Genomic DNA, 18,361 nt, shown 5'->3' with positions numbered 1-18,361 from the left:
CGCGTCGAGCGCGGCATCGTCAAGGTCGGCGAGGAAGTCGAGATCGTCGGCATCCGTCCGACGCGCAAGACGACCTGCACGGGCGTCGAGATGTTCCGCAAGCTGCTCGACCAGGGCCAGGCCGGCGACAATATCGGCGCGCTGCTGCGCGGCATCGAGCGCAAGGACGTGGAGCGCGGCCAGGTGCTGTGCAAGCCGGGTTCGGTGACGCCGCACACCAAGTTCGAGGCCGAGGCCTATATCCTGACCAAGGAAGAGGGCGGCCGTCACACGCCGTTCTTCTCGAACTACCGCCCGCAGTTCTACTTCCGCACGACGGACGTGACCGGCGTCTGCCAGCTGCCGGAAGGCACCGAGATGGTGATGCCGGGCGACAACGTGAAGCTCGTCGTCGAGCTGATCGTGCCGATCGCCATGGAGGAGAAGCTCCGCTTCGCCATCCGTGAAGGCGGTCGCACGGTTGGAGCAGGGGTGGTCGCCAAGATCATCGCTTGATCTTGGCGAACAGTCCGTCGCGGGCAACCGCGACAGACGGCGGCGCCGGCGTCGTCGCCAAGATCATCGCCTGACAAGGGCGATCCGCCTGTCCCCGATCGAAAAATTGTTCGATCGGACGTGACGGGCCGGTGGAAAAACGGCATCGGGGGCTTCCGCTTCCGGCGCCGGGATGCTAGCCAGGGCCACGGCCCAAATGGCTACGCTGATGGACTACAGGGGTATAGCTCAGTTGGTAGAGCGGCGGTCTCCAAAACCGCAGGTCGCGGGTTCGAGCCCTGCTGCCCCTGCCATCAACTTGCAGAAGATGCATGATTCACTCTTGTGGTCGGCGTCGGAACGCATTAGGTAGACGGTTCCTTTCAGGGCGTGTGGGGGTGGTCGCCTCTACGCGCCCGCCTGTCGTGAGCGGCGGATGGCCAAGACGAATCCTTTCATGTTTCTGCAGCAGGTCCGCGACGAGGTTGCCAAGGTCACTTGGCCGACCCGTAACGAGACCGCCATCACCACCGTCATGGTGTTCGTGATGGCGACGATCGCGGCCATCTTCTTTCTCGTCGCCGATCAGGTGATGGGATGGGCCGTCAGTTTGATTCTCGGCCTCGGCCGTTGAGCGACGCGAGACCGAGCACCGTCATGGCCAAGCGCTGGTACATCGTCCACGCCTATTCGAACTTCGAGAACAAGGTCGCCGAGTCGATCCGGGAGCGTGCGCAGCAGCAGCAGCTGTCGCATCTCTTCGAGCAGATTCTGGTCCCGACCGAGAAGGTCGTCGAGGTCAGGCGTGGTCGCAAGGTCGATGCCGAGCGCAAGTTCTTCCCGGGCTACGTGCTGGTGAAGATGGATCTGACCGATCAGGCCTTCCATCTGATCAAGAACACCCCGAAGGTGACCGGCTTCCTCGGCTCCGACAACAAGCCGATGCCGATCACCGAATCGGAGGCGATGCGCATCCTGCAGCAGGTGCAGGAAGGCGTGGAGCGCCCGAAGCCGTCGATCTCCTTCGAGGTCGGCGAGCAGGTGCGCGTCTCCGACGGTCCGTTCGCCTCCTTCAACGGTGTCGTCGAAGAGGTCGACGAGGAACGCGCGCGCCTCAAGGTGGCGGTCTCGATCTTCGGCCGGGCAACGCCGGTCGATCTGGAATACGGCCAGGTCGAGAAGGTTTGACCGGTCGCCGGCCCGCCTTGCCGGTCGCGTCCGCGGGATGTGACCGGAGTGCGGGGCGACCGGAGTGCTCGTGAGTGTCAGCGTCCGTCGGACCGGTAGAGCAGGGCTCCTCCGGCGCGGACGCGATCGGAATTTGACGGTTCCGCAGAGGCGTCCGGCGCCGGCGGAACGGTCTGATCGGAACCGATCGCCGTTCGGGGAGGACCCGGCGGGAACGGTTCCGGGAGCCCGCGGAGATGGCCCGCGGGTTCGAACGGATCGGGCCGGCTCGGAAGAGCGGCGCCGGATCCGGGTTCGCGGCGGAGGGGCGGCCCAAGACGGCCGTCTTCGTCGGGAGCCAACGTGTCGATGCCGGCCGCCTTCGGGACCTTGGGGTTTCGAACGGCGGCGCGGCATCAACCCGGCGGACGCCCTCGGGCGGACGGCGGGGGCGGGGGGTCGAACGGTCGTCGCCGGACCGTGAAGCCGAACCGCCACTCCGACGCCGCACGGACTTCCGGTCCGGGGCGGCACCACCGAAGGAGAGAGTGAAATGGCGAAAAAGGTCCAGGGCTACATCAAGCTCCAGGTCCCGGCCGGGGCGGCCAATCCGTCGCCGCCGATCGGTCCCGCGCTCGGTCAGCGCGGTCTGAACATCATGATGTTCTGCAAGGAATTCAACGCGAAGACCCAGGAGATGGAGAAGGGCACCCCGTGCCCTGTCAAGATCACCTACTTCACGGACAAGAGCTTCACCTTCGAGATCAAGACGCCCCCGACGGCGTATTTCATCAAGAAGGCGGCCAAGCTCGAGACGAAGAAGAAGCCGGGCAGCGGGTCGAAGACCCCGGGCCGCACCTTCGTCGGCGAGATCGACAAGACCCAGGTCAAGGAGATCGCCGAAAAGAAGATGAAGGACATGAACGCGAACGACATCGAAGCGGCCATGCGAATGGTCGAAGGGTCGGCCGCGGCCATGGGCATCCGGGTGGTGGGGTGAGACCATGAGCAAGCTTCCGAAGCGCATTGCCAAGTCCCGCGAGGGCATCTCCCGCACCAAGCTCTATCGCCTCGACGAGGCCGTGAAGCTGGTCAAGGACCGCGCCAGCGCGAAGTTCGACGAGACCGTCGAGATCGCCATGAATCTCGGCGTCGATCCCCGCCATGCCGACCAGATGGTCCGCGGCGTCTGCAACCTGCCGAACGGCACCGGCCGTACCGTGCGGGTCGCGGTCTTCGCCAAGGGCGCCAAGGCCGATGAGGCCCGCGCCGCCGGTGCCGACATCGTCGGTGCTGAGGATCTGGTCGAGCGCATCAACGGCGGCACGATCGACTTCGATCGCTGCATCGCCACCCCGGACATGATGCCGCTGGTCGGCCGCCTCGGTAAGGTGCTCGGCCCGCGCGGCCTGATGCCGAACCCGAAGGTCGGCACGGTGACCATGGACGTGACCAAGGCGATCAACGACGCCAAGGGCGGCGCCGTCGAGTTCCGCGCCGAGAAGGCCGGCATCGTGCATGCCGGCATCGGCAAGGCCTCGTTCACCGAGGGCGCGCTGCTCGAGAACATCCGCGCCTTCGCGGATGCGGTCAGCAAGGCCAAGCCGACGGGCGCCAAGGGGACCTATCTCCAGCGCGTCTCGATCTCCTCGACCATGGGTCCCGGCGTCAAGATCGACCCGGCCAGCCTGTCGGTCGCGGCGAACGGCTGATTTCGGACCGGCGCCGCCGAAGGGCGCCGTCCAAGACGATTTCCCGGTCGGTCCGCTCGCGGATCGGCCGGGACGAGCCGGACCGGACGGGCGGATTTCCGCCTCCCGGTCCGACCTGTCCGAGACTGCAGGTGCCGGTTCGCCGGCCTAATCCCTACCGCCGGGTGCGATCCGAGGGGGCCTGCATGAGACGGGGAAGAGCAGTTTCTCCGGAGCCGTCGCGCTCCGGCGGATCGGTTCGGACCGTTGGTCCTCGAGCCCGCAACTGCGGGGGAGAGGGGGCAGGAAGTGAGCGGGCTTCCGTATCGGCCGCAAGGCCCATCCGGGCGCCCATTTGCAACCCGCCCTCGGGATCCTCTCGAGGGCATACGAGAACGAGGCAGTCGTGGATAGAGCGGCAAAGCGCGAACTCGTCTCGACCCTGAGCGTCCAGTTCAAGAACACTGGATCCGTGGTCGTGGCGGGCTATCAGGGACTGACGGTGGCCGAGATGAATGCCCTCCGGGGCAAGGTCCGGGCTGCTGGCGGAACCGTCAAAGTCGCGAAGAACCGCCTTGCCAAGCTGGCTCTTCAAGGCACTGAACTCGAGCCCATCGCCGGCCTCTTCAAGGGGCCGACCGTGATCGTGCAGGCGACCGACCCGGTTGCCGGCCCGAAGGTGGCGGTCGAGTTCGCCAAGACCAACGACAAGTTCGTCATCCTCGGCGGCGGGATGGGCAAGCAGGCCCTGAACCCCGACGGGGTCAAGGCGCTGGCAGCCCTGCCGTCGCTGGACGAACTCCGGGCAAAGCTCGCGGGCATCATCAATCAGCCCGCCACCAAGCTCGCGTCGGTCATCGCCGCACCGAGCGGAGCTCTTGCCCGCGTCATCAAGGCGAATGCCGAGAAGGACCAGGCCGCGTGAGGCCGGAATGCCCGGTTCGCCGCCGCGGCGCCTGATGGCGCCGGCTGCGCACCGGACCCGAACCGAAATCCGAATTGTCATTCTGAAGGACACTGAAAATGGCTGACCTGTCGAAGATCGTCGACGATCTCTCCTCCCTCACCATCCTCGAGGCCGCCGAGCTCGTGAAGCTCCTCGAAGACAAGTGGGGCGTCTCCGCCGCCGCTCCGGTGGCGGTTGCCGCCGCCGCCGGCCCGGCCGTCGCCGCTGCCCCGGTCGAGGAGAAGACCGAGTTCACCGTCGTCCTCACCGACGCCGGCGCGAACAAGATCAACGTCATCAAGGAAGTCCGTGCGATCACCGCGCTCGGCCTGAAGGAAGCCAAGGACCTGGTCGAGGGCGCTCCGAAGCCGGTCAAGGAAGGCATCTCGAAGGACGAGGCCGAGAAGCTCAAGAAGCAGCTCGAAGGCGCCGGCGCCAAGGTCGAACTCAAGTAATCCCGCTTGCCGGGGCTTTCGGGCTCCCGTGCAATCCAATGCCGCGTGCCGGGGCCGACTTCGTCGGCTCCGGCCGTGTCGCCGAAGGGGGTCGGTTCCGACCTGCCCAAGGCCATATGAACGGAATCAATCGGTTGAAGGCTTCTGTTGAAGTTTTCAACAAATGCAGGGCGCCTTCGGCGACCATCCCGAGAGCCAGACCGCCGCGGCGGCGGATGCGGTTCTCCGGATTGCCGTCGGATACCCGAGCGAGGAGCGACAATGGTCCAGACGTTCAACGGTCGCAGACGTGTCCGCAAGTTCTTCGGTTCGATCCGCGAGGTCGCGGAGATGCCGAACCTCATCGAGGTGCAGAAGGCGTCCTACGACCAGTTCCTGCAGATCGACGAGCCGAAGGGCGGGCGGGCCGACGAAGGCCTCCAGTCGGTCTTCAAGTCCGTCTTCCCGATCTCGGACTTCCAGAATCGCGCGCTCCTCGAATTCGTCCGCTTCGAATTCGAGCTGCCGAAATATGACGTCGACGAGTGCCGCCAGCGCGGCATGACCTTTGCCGCGCCGCTCAAGGTGACGCTGCGGCTGATCGTGTTCGATGTCGACGAGGATACCGGCGCCCGCTCCGTCAAGGACATCAAGGAGCAGGATGTCTACATGGGCGACATGCCGCTCATGACCGACAACGGCACCTTCATCGTCAACGGCACCGAGCGCGTGATCGTCTCGCAGATGCACCGGTCGCCGGGCGTCTTCTTCGATCATGACAAGGGCAAGACCCATTCCTCGGGCAAGCTCCTGTTCGCCGCGCGCATCATCCCGTATCGCGGCTCCTGGCTCGACATTGAGTTCGACGCCAAGGACATCGTCTATGCGCGCATCGACCGGCGCCGCAAGATCCCGGTGTCGTCGCTGCTGTTCGCCCTCGGTCTCGACGGCGAAGAGATTCTGGACACCTTCTATTCGAAGCTCAGCTACATCCGGGTCGGCAAGTCGTGGCGCACGCCCTACGACCCCAACCGCATGCGCGGCTACAAGGCGACCCAGGACCTGGTCGATGCCGACACCGGCGAGGTCGTCCTGGAGGCCGGCAAGAAGCTGACCGCCCGCCAGGCCCGCATCCTGATGGAGAAGGGCCTCAAGGCGCTCAAGGTCTCGGACGAGGACGTGGTCGGCCAGTATCTGGCCGAGGACGTCGTCGACGCCTCGACCGGCGTCATCCAGGCCGAAGCCGGCCAGGAGATCACCGAGAAGCTGCTCAAGCAGCTGCTTGAGTTCGGCTATGAGGAACTGACCGTCCTCGACATCGACCACGTCAACACCGGCGCCTATATCCGCAACACGCTGGCGGTCGACAAGAACGAGACCCGCGAGGACGCGCTGTTCGACATCTACCGCGTGATGCGTCCGGGCGAGCCGCCGACGGTCGACACCGCGGAGGCGATGTTCCATTCGCTGTTCTTCGACGCCGAGCGCTACGACCTGTCGGCCGTCGGCCGCGTCAAGATGAACATGCGCCTGGACCTCGACGCCGAGGACACCGTGCGCGTGCTGCGCAAGGCCGACATCCTGGCGGTCATCAAGACGCTGGTCGACCTGCGCGACGGCAAGGGCGAGATCGACGACATCGACAACCTCGGCAATCGCCGGGTGCGTTCGGTCGGCGAACTCATGGAGAACCAGTACCGCGTCGGCCTGCTGCGCATGGAGCGGGCGATCAAGGAGCGCATGAGCTCGGTCGAGATCGAGACCGTCATGCCGCAGGACCTGATCAACGCCAAGCCGGCGGCCGCGGCGGTGCGCGAGTTCTTCGGCTCCTCGCAGCTGTCGCAGTTCATGGACCAGACCAACCCGCTGTCCGAGATCACGCACAAGCGGCGTCTCTCGGCGCTCGGCCCGGGCGGTCTGACCCGCGAGCGCGCCGGCTTCGAGGTGCGCGACGTGCACCCGACGCATTACGGCCGCATCTGCCCGATCGAAACGCCGGAAGGCCCGAATATCGGTCTGATCAACTCGCTGGCGACCTTCGCCCGCGTCAACAAGTACGGCTTCATCGAGGCGCCCTACCGCAAGGTCAAGGACGGCAAGGTCACCGAGGACGTGCAGTATTTCTCCGCCATGGAGGAATCCAAGCACTATGTCGCCCAGTCCAACGCCAAGATGGACAAAGACGGCCGGCTGACCGAGGAACTGATCGTCTGCCGGCATGCCGGTGAAGTGATGATGGTTCCGGTCGACCGGGTCGACTACATGGACGTGTCGCCGAAGCAGTTGGTCTCGGTCGCCGCGGCGCTGATCCCGTTCCTCGAGAACGACGACGCCAACCGCGCGCTGATGGGCTCCAACATGCAGCGCCAGGCGGTGCCGCTGGTCCGCGCCGAGGCGCCCTTCGTGGGCACCGGCATGGAGGCGGTCGTCGCCCGCGATTCCGGCGCGGCGATCGCGTCGAAGCGGTCGGGCATCGTCGACCAGGTCGACGCCACCCGCATCGTCATCCGCGCGACCTCCGACCTCGATCCGTCGAAGTCGGGCGTCGACATCTACCGGCTGATGAAGTTCCAGCGCTCGAACCAGAACACCTGCATCAACCAGCGTCCGCTGGTCAGCGTGGGTGACGTGATCGAGAAGGGCGACATCATCGCCGACGGCCCGTCGACCGACCTCGGCGATCTGGCCCTCGGCCGGAACGTGCTGGTCGCGTTCATGCCGTGGAACGGCTACAACTTCGAGGACTCGATCCTGCTCTCCGAGCGGATCGTGCGCGACGACGTGTTCACGTCGATACACATCGAAGAGTTCGAGGTGATGGCCCGCGACACCAAGCTCGGGCCGGAAGAGATCACGCGCGACATCCCGAACGTCTCGGAAGAAGCGCTGAAGAACCTCGACGAAGCCGGCATCGTCTATATCGGCGCCGAAGTCCGCGCCGGTGATATTCTGGTCGGCAAGATCACGCCGAAGGGCGAAAGCCCGATGACGCCGGAGGAGAAGCTCCTGCGCGCCATCTTCGGCGAGAAGGCCTCCGATGTCCGCGACACCTCGCTGCGCGTCCCCCCGGGCGTGCAGGGCACGGTCGTCGAGGTGCGCGTGTTCAACCGGCACGGCGTCGAGAAGGACGAGCGTGCCATGGCGATCGAGCGCGAGGAGATCGAGCGGCTCGCCAAGGACCGCGACGACGAGCAGGCGATCCTGGACCGCAACGTCTACGGCCGCCTGAACGAGATGCTGACCGGCAAGGTCGCCATCGCCGGTCCGAAGGGCTACAAGAAGGATCAGACCGTCAACCAGGAACTCCTTGAGGAGTATCCGCGCTCGCAGTGGTGGCAGTTCGCCGTCGCCGACGAGAAGCTGATGGGCGAGATCGAGGCCCTTCGCAACCAGTATGACGAGAGCCGCAAGCGTCTCGAGCAGCGCTTCATCGACAAGGTGGAGAAGCTGCAGCGCGGCGACGAGCTGCCCCCGGGCGTGATGAAGATGGTCAAGGTCTTCGTCGCGGTGAAGCGCAAGATCCAGCCGGGCGACAAGATGGCCGGCCGGCACGGCAACAAGGGTGTCGTGTCGCGCATCGTGCCGCTCGAGGACATGCCCTATCTGGAAGACGGCCAGAATGTCGACATCGTGCTCAATCCGCTCGGCGTGCCGAGCCGCATGAATGTCGGACAGATCCTGGAGACGCATCTGGGCTGGGCCTGCGCCGGCATGGGCAAGCAGATCGGCAAGCTGCTCGACGCCTACAAGAAGAACGGCGAGCTGGGGCCGCTGAAGTCGACCATCGTCGACATCTACGGCGCCAACATCAAGGGCGAGCAGCCCGCCGAATATGACGACGCCTCGGTCGTCCGCCTGGCCGAGCAGGTCAAGCGCGGCGTCTCGATCGCGACGCCGGTCTTCGACGGCGCCAAGGAGCACGACATCGAGACGGCTCTCGGCAAGGCCGGTCTGGCGCTGTCGGGTCAGATGACGCTGTATGACGGCCGCACCGGCGATCCCTTCGATCGGAAGGTGACGGTCGGCTACATCTACATGCTGAAGCTGCACCACCTGGTGGACGACAAGATCCACGCGCGGTCGATCGGTCCCTATTCGCTCGTCACCCAGCAGCCGCTGGGCGGCAAGGCGCAGTTCGGCGGTCAGCGCTTCGGTGAAATGGAAGTCTGGGCGCTGGAGGCCTATGGGGCGGCCTACACCTTGCAGGAGATGCTCACCGTCAAGTCGGACGACGTGGCCGGCCGCACCAAGGTCTACGAGGCCATCGTGCGCGGCGACGACACCTTCGAGGCGGGCATCCCGGAGAGCTTCAACGTGCTCGTCAAGGAAATGCGCTCGCTCGGCCTCAATGTCGAGCTGGTCAACGCCAAGGGGCGGCCGGATGACGGCCCGCTCAAGATCGACGCCGCCGAGTGAGGCGCCGGTCTCGGGGATGAGGTGAGCGCGGCGGCCCGGCTGCCGCGCCGCCGCCGCGGTTCTGCCGCACCCGGTCTGTATGTGTTTGGCTGAAATGGAATTCCTTTGGCGGGATGCCGGTGCGACTGGCCACGCGTCCGGTGCCCCGCAGGAGAAACGGCCGATGAATCAAGAAGTCATGAACATCTTCAATCCGCAGGCGACGGTCGCCCAGACCTTCGACGCCATCCGGATTTCGATCTCCAGCCCGGAAAAGATCCTGAGCTGGTCGTACGGCGAGATCAAGAAGCCGGAGACGATCAACTACCGGACCTTCAAGCCGGAGCGGGACGGTCTGTTCTGCGCGCGGATCTTCGGGCCGATCAAGGATTACGAGTGCTTGTGCGGCAAGTACAAGCGCATGAAGTACAAGGGCGTCATCTGCGAGAAGTGCGGCGTCGAAGTGACCCTGTCGCGCGTCCGGCGCGAGCGCATGGGCCATATCGAGCTGGCCGCCCCGGTCGCCCATATCTGGTTCCTGAAGTCGCTGCCGAGCCGCATCGGCATGCTGCTCGACATGACGCTCAAGGATCTCGAGCGCATCCTCTATTTCGAGCACTATGTCGTCACCGAGCCGGGCCTGACGCCGCTCAAGCTGCACCAGCTCCTCTCGGAGGAGGAGTTCGTCAAGGCGCAGGACGAATATGGCGAGGACAGCTTCACGGCGATGATCGGCGCGGAGGCCATCCGTGACCTGCTGGCTTCGCTCGACCTGCCCAAGCTGACCGAGACCCTGCGCCAGGAGATCGCCGAGGCCACCGGCGAACTGAAGCCGAAGAAGCTCGCCAAGCGCCTGAAGCTGATCGAGTCCTTCATCGATTCGGGCAACAAGCCCGAATGGATGATCCTGACCGTCGTCCCGGTCATCCCGCCGGACCTGCGTCCGCTGGTGCCGCTCGACGGCGGCCGCTTCGCGACCTCGGACCTGAACGACCTCTACCGGCGCGTCATCAACCGCAACAACCGCCTCAAGCGGCTGATCGAGCTTCGCGCGCCGGACATCATCATCCGCAACGAAAAGCGCATGCTGCAGGAGGCCGTCGACGCGCTGTTCGACAACGGCCGCCGCGGCCGCGTCATCACGGGCGCCAACAAGCGGCCGCTGAAGTCGCTCGCCGATATGCTGAAGGGCAAGCAGGGCCGGTTCCGCCAGAACCTGCTCGGCAAGCGCGTCGACTATTCCGGCCGTTCGGTCATCGTCGTCGGTCCGGAGCTCAAGCTGCACCAGTGCGGCCTGCCGAAGAAGATGGCGCTGGAACTGTTCAAGCCCTTCATCTATTCGCGCCTCGACGCGAAGGGCCTGTCGTCGACCGTCAAGCAGGCCAAGAAGCTGGTCGAGAAGGAGCGGCCCGAGGTCTGGGACATCCTGGACGAGGTCATCCGTGAGCATCCGGTGATGCTGAACCGGGCGCCGACGCTGCACCGCCTCGGCATCCAGGCCTTCGAGCCGGTCCTGATCGAAGGCAAGGCGATCCAGCTGCATCCGCTGGTCTGCACCGCCTTCAACGCCGACTTCGACGGCGACCAGATGGCCGTGCACGTGCCGCTTTCGCTGGAAGCCCAGCTCGAAGCGCGCGTGCTGATGATGTCGACCAACAACATCCTGCACCCGGCCAACGGTCTGCCGATCATCGTGCCGTCGCAGGATATCGTGCTCGGCCTCTACTATCTGTCGATCATGGCGGAGAACGAGCCGGGCCAGGGCATGGCCTTCTCGAACCTCGGCGAGCTCTATCATGCGCTCGAGGCCAAGGCGATCACGCTGCACACCAAGGTGCGCGGCCGGTATTTCGGCGTCGACAAGGAGGGCAACCGCACCTCCAAGATCTACGAGACGACGCCCGGCCGCATGCTGATCGGCAACCTGCTGCCGAAGCATCATGCCGTGTCGTATGATGTCTGCAACCAGCTCATGACCAAGAAGACCATCTCGGGCATGATCGACGCGGTCTATCGCGCCTGCGGACAGAAGGAGACGGTGATCTTCTGCGACCGGATCATGTCGCTCGGCTTCTATCATGCCTTCAAGGCCGGCATCTCGTTCGGCAAGGACGACATGGTGATCCCGGACACCAAGGCCAAGCTGGTCGAGGACACCCAGGCTGCCGCAAAGGAATTCGAGCAGCAGTACCAGGACGGCCTGATCACGCAGGGCGAGAAGTACAACAAGGTCGTCGACGCCTGGGCCAAGTGCACCGACCGCGTCGCCGAGGAGATGATGAAGCGCATCTCCGCGGTGCAGAAGGACGATGGCGGCCGGCAGCGGCCGATCAACTCGGTCTACATGATGAGCCATTCGGGTGCCCGCGGCTCCCCGGCCCAGATGAAGCAGCTCGCCGGCATGCGCGGCCTGATGGCCAAGCCGTCGGGCGAGATCATCGAGACCCCGATCGTCTCGAACTTCAAGGAAGGCCTGACCGTGCTCGAGTACTTCAACTCGACCCACGGCGCCCGCAAGGGTCTGGCCGACACCGCGCTGAAGACGGCGAACTCGGGCTACCTGACTCGCCGCCTCGTCGACGTGGCGCAGGACTGCATCATCACCGAGCAGGATTGCGGCACCGATCAGGGCATCCGCGTCCAGGCCGTGCTCGATGCCGGCCAGGTCATCGCCTCGCTCGGCATGCGCATTCTCGGCCGCGTCACGACCGAGGATCTGATCGACCCGAATACCGGTGCGGTCGTGATCGGCAAGAACCAGCTGATCGCGGAAGCGGACGTGAAGCGGATCGAGGCGGCCGGCATCCAGTCGGTGCGCATCCGGTCGGTGCTGACCTGCGACACCAAAATCGGCGTCTGCGTGCAGTGCTACGGTCGCGACCTCGCGCGCGGCACGCCCGTCAACATGGGCGAAGCCGTGGGCGTCATCGCGGCGCAGTCGATCGGTGAGCCGGGCACCCAGCTCACCATGCGCACCTTCCACATCGGCGGCACCGCGCAGGTCGTGGACTCGTCCTTCGTCGAATCCAATTTCGAAGGCACGATCCGCATCCGCAACCGCAATGTGGTGCGCGACAGCGACGGCAAGATCATCGTGATGGGCCGCAACCTGGTCGTTGTGGTCGTCGACCAGGACGGTTCGGAGCGGGCGACCCATCGCCTGATCTACGGTTCGCGCCTGTTCGTCGACGACGGCGACAAGGTGAAGCGCGGCCAGCGCATCGCCGAATGGGACCCCTACACCCGTCCGATCATCTCCGAACTCGACGGCGTCGCCGGCTACGAGGATCTGGTCGACGGCCAGTCGATCCAGGAATCGACCGACGAGGCGACCGGCATCACCAAGCGCGTGGTCATCGACTGGCGCGGCTCCAGCCGCACGGCCGATCTCAAGCCGGCGCTCGTGGTCAAGGGTCAGGACGGCAAGATCCTGCGCCTGTCGCGCGGCGGCGAGGCCCGCTACATGCTGGCCGTCGAGGCGATTCTCTCGGTCGAGCCGGGCGCTCCGATCCGGGCCGGCGATGTCATCGCCCGTATCCCGCTCGAAAGCGCCAAGACGCGCGACATCACCGGCGGTCTGCCGCGTGTCGCCGAACTGTTCGAGGCCCGGCGTCCGAAGGATCACGCGATCATCGCGGAGATCGACGGCACCGTCCGCTTCGGCAAGGACTACAAGAACAAGCGTCGGATCATCATCGAGCCGTCCGACGCCTCGCTGGAGCCGCGGGAATATCTGATCCCGAAGGGCAAGCACGTCCATCTGCAGGATGGCGACATCATCGAGAAGGGCGACTTCATCCTCGACGGCAATCCGGCGCCGCACGACATCCTGGCGATCAAGGGCGTGGAGGCGCTGGCCGCCTACCTCGTCAACGAGATCCAGGAAGTCTACCGGTTGCAGGGCGTGGTGATCAACGACAAGCACATCGAGGTGATCGTTCGCCAGATGCTGCAGAAGGTCGAGGTGACCGATGCCGGCGAGAGCCCGGAACTGATCAACGGCGAGCAGATCGACAAGATCGAGTTCGACGCGATGAACGAGAAGCTGGTCTCCGAGGGGCTGAAGCCGGCCTCCGCGGTGCCCGTGCTGCTCGGCATCACCAAGGCCTCGCTGCAGACCCGGTCGTTCATCTCGGCCGCGTCGTTCCAGGAGACCACCCGCGTCCTCACCGAGGCGGCGGTCGCCGGCAAGGCCGACAACCTGGAAGGTCTCAAGGAGAACGTCATCGTCGGCCGTCTGATCCCGGCCGGCACGGGCTCGGTGATGACCAAGATCCGCTCGATCGCAACGCATCGCGACGATCTCATCCTCGAGGAGCGCAAGGGCCAGCAGCCGGCCGGTACGGGCGAGCAGCCGGCCATCGCGCTGCCTGCGGCGGAGTGATCCGCACGGGCCGAGCCCGGACCAAGGCATGAGGGCAGGGGCCGCGGCGCAATCCGCGGCCCCTGCTTTTTGAAGGGTTCGGCGGACGCCGGGGCGCCGAGCAGGCAGGCGGCCGGATCGCCGGCGCGGCCCGGATCGGACAGGACGATTCGTCGGAGCCTCGCCGCGTCGGCGTGGCCGGACGCCGTCGGCGACGGGGGCCCCTCGGCGCTGCGGGACCTCGGTCGCCGATTCTGCATGGCGGCGGGCCGCGATCGGCGCCTGAGGCGGCGCCGGCATCGGCGAAGCCCGTGACCTCCGGCCTGCGGCAGTGCCCGCCGTGGCCGGCCATGGCGAAGACCGGTGGCGCCCGGCCTGGCGGAATGCTCGTGGCAACAGGGTGTTGCCGGCAGTTCCGAAGATGCCGGGCGAAGCGAGCGCGGCGACGCGGCCCCGGGATCCCCGCTACCGCAGCGGCATCGGACTGGATGCGAAGGGGCTGCATCAGGGGAGTCGGCGGGCTACGAAGCGGGGCGCCGACGGGGTGTTGGGGTCGCGGAAAGCGCCGCTTTCCGGCTCTTTTGCCCCAGAGATCGCTTGACTGCGACGGACGACCCTCCTATGGTCCGCCCACTTTCGCGGCAGGCCCGTCGGTAGCCCGTGATCGAGTGAGTCCAATGCACTCGAACAATGGCACCGAGACGCTCTCGCGAAACCGTGACCTAGGAAAGCCGAGGATCATGACCCGAGCGGTTTAGCCGTTCCGGTCCTCTGACTTTTCGCGCCGAGCGCGGACGTAAAGTCCGCAGCCCGGTGCTTGTCGTCGTTGTCGTGAGCGAATCGGATTCGCGGCGCTGACGGCAAGAGGTGCGAGCGGCGAACCCTGACGGGTGGGCCTGAGGCGAATTGCGATCGCGTCCCGTAAGGGCGCAGACGAGGTAGAGAAGACGCATGCCGACGATCAACCAGCTGATCCGCAAGCCGCGCGTTGCGCCCGTGTACCGGGAAAAGGCCCGCCATCTCGAGGCCTGCCCGCAGAAGCGCGGCGTTTGCACGCGCGTCTACACGACCACGCCGAAGAAGCCGAACTCGGCGCTCCGCAAGGTCGCCAAGGTTCGTCTGACCAACGGCTTCGAAGTGATCGGCTACATCCCGGGTGAAGGCCACAACCTTCAGGAACACTCGGTGGTGATGATCCGCGGCGGCCGCGTCAAGGACCTTCCCGGCGTGCGCTATCACATCCTGCGCGGCGTTCTCGACACCCAGGGCGTCAAGGACCGCAAGCAGCGGCGCTCGAAGTACGGCGCCAAGCGTCCGAAGTGATCTGAAAACGGGGGCGGAGATCGCCGCCGGGCTCGGCTGAGCCGCCGGTCTCCCGCCCCTTCGTCTTGTCTTACGACCGAGGAATTCTGTCCATGTCCCGTCGTCACAGTGCCGAGAAGCGCGAAATCCAGCCGGATCCGAAATTCGGCGACAACGTCGTTTCGAAGTTCATGAACAACGTCATGCGCGACGGCAAGAAGTCGGTCGCCGAGACCATCGTTTATGGCGCCTTCGACATCATCGAGAAGAAGACCCGGCAGGACCCGGTGTCGATCTTCCATCAGGCGCTCGAGAACGTCATGCCGCACACCGAGGTGCGGTCCCGCCGCGTCGGTGGCGCGACCTACCAGGTCCCGGTCGACGTTCGCCCCGAGCGTCGCCAGGCGCTGGCGATCCGCTGGCTGCTGACGGCCTCGAATGGCCGCAACGAAAAGACGATGACCGAGCGCCTCTCTGCCGAGCTGCTCGACGCATCGAACAACCGCGGCAACGCGGTGAAGAAGCGGGAGGATACTCACCGCATGGCGGATGCGAACCGCGCATTCTCCCACTATCGCTGGTGATCCTTCTTTCTGCTCTTCCGACGAGGTTTCGACATGGCCCGCACCTACGCCCTCGAAGACTACCGAAATTTCGGTATCATGGCGCACATCGACGCCGGCAAGACCACGACGACCGAGCGCGTGCTCTACTATTCGGGCAAGTCGCACAAGATCGGTGAAGTCCATGAGGGCGCGGCCACCATGGACTGGATGGAACAGGAGCAGGAGCGCGGCATCACGATCACGTCGGCCGCGACCACGACCTTCTGGAACGGCAAGCGCCTGAACATCATCGACACCCCCGGCCACGTCGACTTCACCATCGAAGTCGAGCGCAGCTTGCGCGTGCTCGACGGCGCGGTCTGCGTTCTGGACTCGTCGCAGGGCGTCGAGCCGCAGACCGAGACCGTGTGGCGCCAGGGCGACAAGTACAATGTGCCGCGCGTCGTCTTCTGCAACAAGATGGACAAGGTCGGCGCGGATTTCGACCGCTGCATCAACGATATCAAGGTCCGTCTCGGCGCCAAGCCGGTCGCCATCCAGCTGCCGATCGGCGCTGAAAGCGACTTCAAGGGCATCGTCGATCTGGTTCGCATGAAGGGCGTCGTCTGGGCCGACGAGTCGCTCGGCGCGAAGTTCTCCGATGTCGAGATCCCGGCCAATCTGGTTGAGAAGGCCGAGGCCGCGCGCATCGAGATGATCGAGGCCTGCGTCGACCTCGACGAGACCGCGATGGAACAGTATCTCGAAGGCGAGATGCCCGACGAGGCGACCATCAAGCGCCTGCTGCGCAAGGCTGTGCTGACCGGCGCCTTCTATCCGGTCATGTGCGGCTCCGCCTTCAAGAATAAGGGTGTGCAGCCGATGCTCGACGCGGTCGTCGACTATCTGCCGTCCCCGCTCGATCGTCCGGCGATCAAGGGCATCGACGTGAAGTCCGGCGAAGAGACCGACCGCAAGTCGTCCGACGCCGAGCCGCTGTCGATGCTGGCCTTCAAGCTGATGGACGACCAGTACGGCGTCCTCACCTTCTGCCGCATCTATTCGGGCCGTCTCGAGAAGGGTGTGACCCTGCTCAACACGGTGCGCGAAAAGAACGAGCGCGTCGGTCGCATGGTTCTCATGCATGCCAACAACCGCGAAGACATCACCGAGGCCTTCGCCGGCGACATCGTCGCCCTGGTCGGCCTCAAGGATACCCGCACCGGCGATACGCTTTGCGATCCGTCGAAGCCGGTCATCCTCGAAAAGATGGTCTTCCCGGAGCCGGTCATCGAGATGGCCATCGAGCCGAAGACCAAGACCGACCAGGAAAAGATGGGCGTCGCGCTTGCCAAGCTGGCGGCCGAGGATCCGTCCTTCCGCGTCACCACGGACTCGGAAAGCGGCCAGACCATCATCAAGGGCATGGGCGAGCTGCATCTCGACATCAAGGTCGACATCCTGAAGCGGACCCACAAGGTCGAAGTCAATGTCGGCGCCCCGCAGGTGGCCTATCGCGAGACCATCCGTCGCGCGACCGAGATCGACTACACCCACAAGAAGCAGACCGGCGGCACGGGCCAGTTCGCCCGCGTCAAGTTCCAGATCGAGCCGGGCGAGCCGAACACGGGCTTCCACTTCGAATCGAAGATCATCGGCGGTTCGGTCCCGAAGGAATATTTCCCCGGCGTCGAAAAGGGCCTGAACTCGGTCATGACCTCCGGTCCGATCGCCGGCTTCCCGGTGGTGGACGTGAAGGTTGCGCTGATCGACGGCGCCTATCACGAGGTCGACTCCTCGGCCATCGCCTTCGAAATCGCCTCGCGCGCCGCTCTGCGCGAAGGCCTGCAGAAGGCGAACCCGGTCCTGCTCGAGCCGATCATGAAGGTCGAATGCGTGACCCCCGAGGAATATCTCGGCGGCGTCATCGGCGACCTGAACTCGCGGCGCGGCCAGATCGCCGGCACCGATACGCGCGGCAACGCGCAGATCGTCAATGCCATGGTGCCGCTCGCCAACATGTTCGGCTACGTCAACACCCTGCGCTCGATGAGCCAGGGCCGCGCCAGCTACACCATGCAGTTCGACCACTACGAAGAAGTGCCGTCGAACGTTGCACAGGAAGTCCAGAAGAAGTTCGCCTGATCCGACCGATCGGCTAGAGCAAGACCCGGCCGGAGCAACGGCCCCGACCGGGCAGAGCTTGCGACCCCATTGAGATGATAGGAGCGGTTGCTGCCGCTCTGGACGAGAGATCACGGAGAGGCTCCGATGGCCAAAGAGAAATTCAACCGCGACAAGCCGCACTGCAACATCGGGACGATCGGTCACGTCGACCACGGGAAGACGTCGCTGACGGCCGCGATCACGAAGGTGCTCGCCGAGACGGGCGGCGCGACGTTCAAGGCCTACGATCAGATCGACGCGGCGCCGGAAGAGAAGGCGCGCGGGATCACGATCAACACGGCGCATGTCGAGTATCAGACGCAGAACCGTCACTACGCGCACGTCGACTGCCCCGGGCACGCCGACTACGTGAAGAACATGATCACGGGCGCGGCGCAGATGGACGGCGCGATCCTGGTGGTTTCGGCGGCCGACGGTCCGATGCCGCAGACGCGCGAGCACATCCTGCTGGCCCGCCAGGTCGGCGTTCCGGCGATCGTGGTGTTCCTGAACAAGTGCGACATGGTCGACGACGCGGAGCTCCTGGAGCTGGTCGAGCTCGAGGTGCGCGAGCTCTTGTCGAGCTACGGCTTCCCGGGCGACGACATTCCGATCGTGAAGGGCTCTGCGACCGAGGCGCTGAACAACGGCGACGCGAAGCTCGGCCATGACGCGATCCTGGAGCTGATGCGCAACGTCGACGCCTATATCCCGCAGCCGGAGCGTCCGGTCGACCTGCCGTTCCTGATGCCGGTCGAAGACGTGTTCACGATCTCGGGCCGCGGCACGGTGGTGACGGGCCGCGTCGAGCGCGGCATCGTCAAGGTCGGCGAGGAAGTCGAGATCGTCGGCATCCGTCCGACGCGCAAGACGACCTG

13 protein-coding genes and 1 tRNA gene are annotated in these 18,361 nt (G+C 65.3%); all 14 read left to right on the top strand.

The window, feature by feature from the left end; all coding sequences use genetic code 11:
* Positions 1-495 (top strand): EF-Tu C-terminal domain-related protein (locus KL771_RS27825; protein WP_261971766.1); only part of this gene is annotated, 495 nt, incomplete at its 5' end.
* Between the two features lie 217 nt (positions 496-712).
* Positions 713-788, top strand: a tRNA-Trp gene (locus KL771_RS27820).
* A 122-nt stretch (positions 789-910) separates the two neighbouring features.
* On the top strand, positions 911-1,108 hold the full coding sequence (gene secE / locus KL771_RS27815) for a preprotein translocase subunit SecE (protein ID WP_054357657.1): 198 nt from the start codon (positions 911-913) through the stop codon (positions 1,106-1,108).
* A 23-nt stretch (positions 1,109-1,131) separates the two neighbouring features.
* Positions 1,132-1,662 (top strand): transcription termination/antitermination protein NusG, encoded by a 531-nt coding sequence (gene nusG / locus KL771_RS27810; RefSeq protein WP_261971765.1) that lies wholly within the window; start codon positions 1,132-1,134, stop codon positions 1,660-1,662.
* 532 nt (positions 1,663-2,194) lie between these two features.
* Positions 2,195-2,641 carry a 50S ribosomal protein L11 gene (rplK, locus tag KL771_RS27805; protein WP_054357655.1) on the top strand — a complete coding sequence of 149 codons (447 nt, stop codon included), beginning with the start codon at positions 2,195-2,197 and terminating at the stop codon, positions 2,639-2,641.
* Positions 2,642-2,645: 4 nt separating this feature from the next.
* Positions 2,646-3,353 (top strand): 50S ribosomal protein L1, encoded by a 708-nt coding sequence (gene rplA, locus KL771_RS27800; protein WP_261971764.1) that lies wholly within the window; start codon positions 2,646-2,648, stop codon positions 3,351-3,353.
* A gap of 385 nt (positions 3,354-3,738) precedes the next feature.
* Entirely contained in the window at positions 3,739-4,257 is a 519-nt protein-coding gene (gene rplJ, locus KL771_RS27795; protein ID WP_054357653.1) for a 50S ribosomal protein L10, read from the top strand.
* A 98-nt stretch (positions 4,258-4,355) separates the two neighbouring features.
* A complete protein-coding gene (gene rplL, locus KL771_RS27790) occupies positions 4,356-4,733 on the top strand; it encodes a 50S ribosomal protein L7/L12 (RefSeq protein WP_261971763.1) in 378 nt (125 codons plus the stop codon).
* 261 nt (positions 4,734-4,994) lie between these two features.
* A complete protein-coding gene (rpoB, locus tag KL771_RS27785; protein ID WP_261971762.1) occupies positions 4,995-9,128 on the top strand; it encodes a DNA-directed RNA polymerase subunit beta in 4,134 nt (1,377 codons plus the stop codon).
* Positions 9,129-9,291: 163 nt separating this feature from the next.
* Positions 9,292-13,491 carry a DNA-directed RNA polymerase subunit beta' gene (gene rpoC, locus KL771_RS27780; RefSeq protein ID WP_261971761.1) on the top strand — a complete coding sequence of 1,400 codons (4,200 nt, stop codon included), beginning with the start codon at positions 9,292-9,294 and terminating at the stop codon, positions 13,489-13,491.
* Positions 13,492-14,421: 930 nt separating this feature from the next.
* A complete protein-coding gene (rpsL, locus tag KL771_RS27775) occupies positions 14,422-14,793 on the top strand; it encodes a 30S ribosomal protein S12 (RefSeq protein ID WP_054357649.1) in 372 nt (123 codons plus the stop codon).
* Between the two features lie 92 nt (positions 14,794-14,885).
* Complete coding sequence (gene rpsG / locus KL771_RS27770; protein WP_054357648.1) at positions 14,886-15,356, top strand: 30S ribosomal protein S7; 471 nt, start codon at positions 14,886-14,888, stop codon at positions 15,354-15,356.
* Between the two features lie 33 nt (positions 15,357-15,389).
* A complete protein-coding gene (gene fusA / locus KL771_RS27765; protein WP_261971760.1) occupies positions 15,390-17,462 on the top strand; it encodes an elongation factor G in 2,073 nt (690 codons plus the stop codon).
* 126 nt (positions 17,463-17,588) lie between these two features.
* The coding region (locus KL771_RS27760) for an elongation factor Tu (protein WP_261971759.1) at positions 17,589-18,361 on the top strand (773 nt) is incomplete at its 3' end.

It is taken from the genome of Prosthecodimorpha staleyi (assembly GCF_018729455.1).
Taxonomy (GTDB): domain Bacteria; phylum Pseudomonadota; class Alphaproteobacteria; order Rhizobiales; family Ancalomicrobiaceae; genus Prosthecodimorpha; species Prosthecodimorpha staleyi.
The sequence above is the reverse complement of the archived record's forward strand: the minus strand, read 5'-3'. Positions and strand labels throughout refer to the sequence as shown.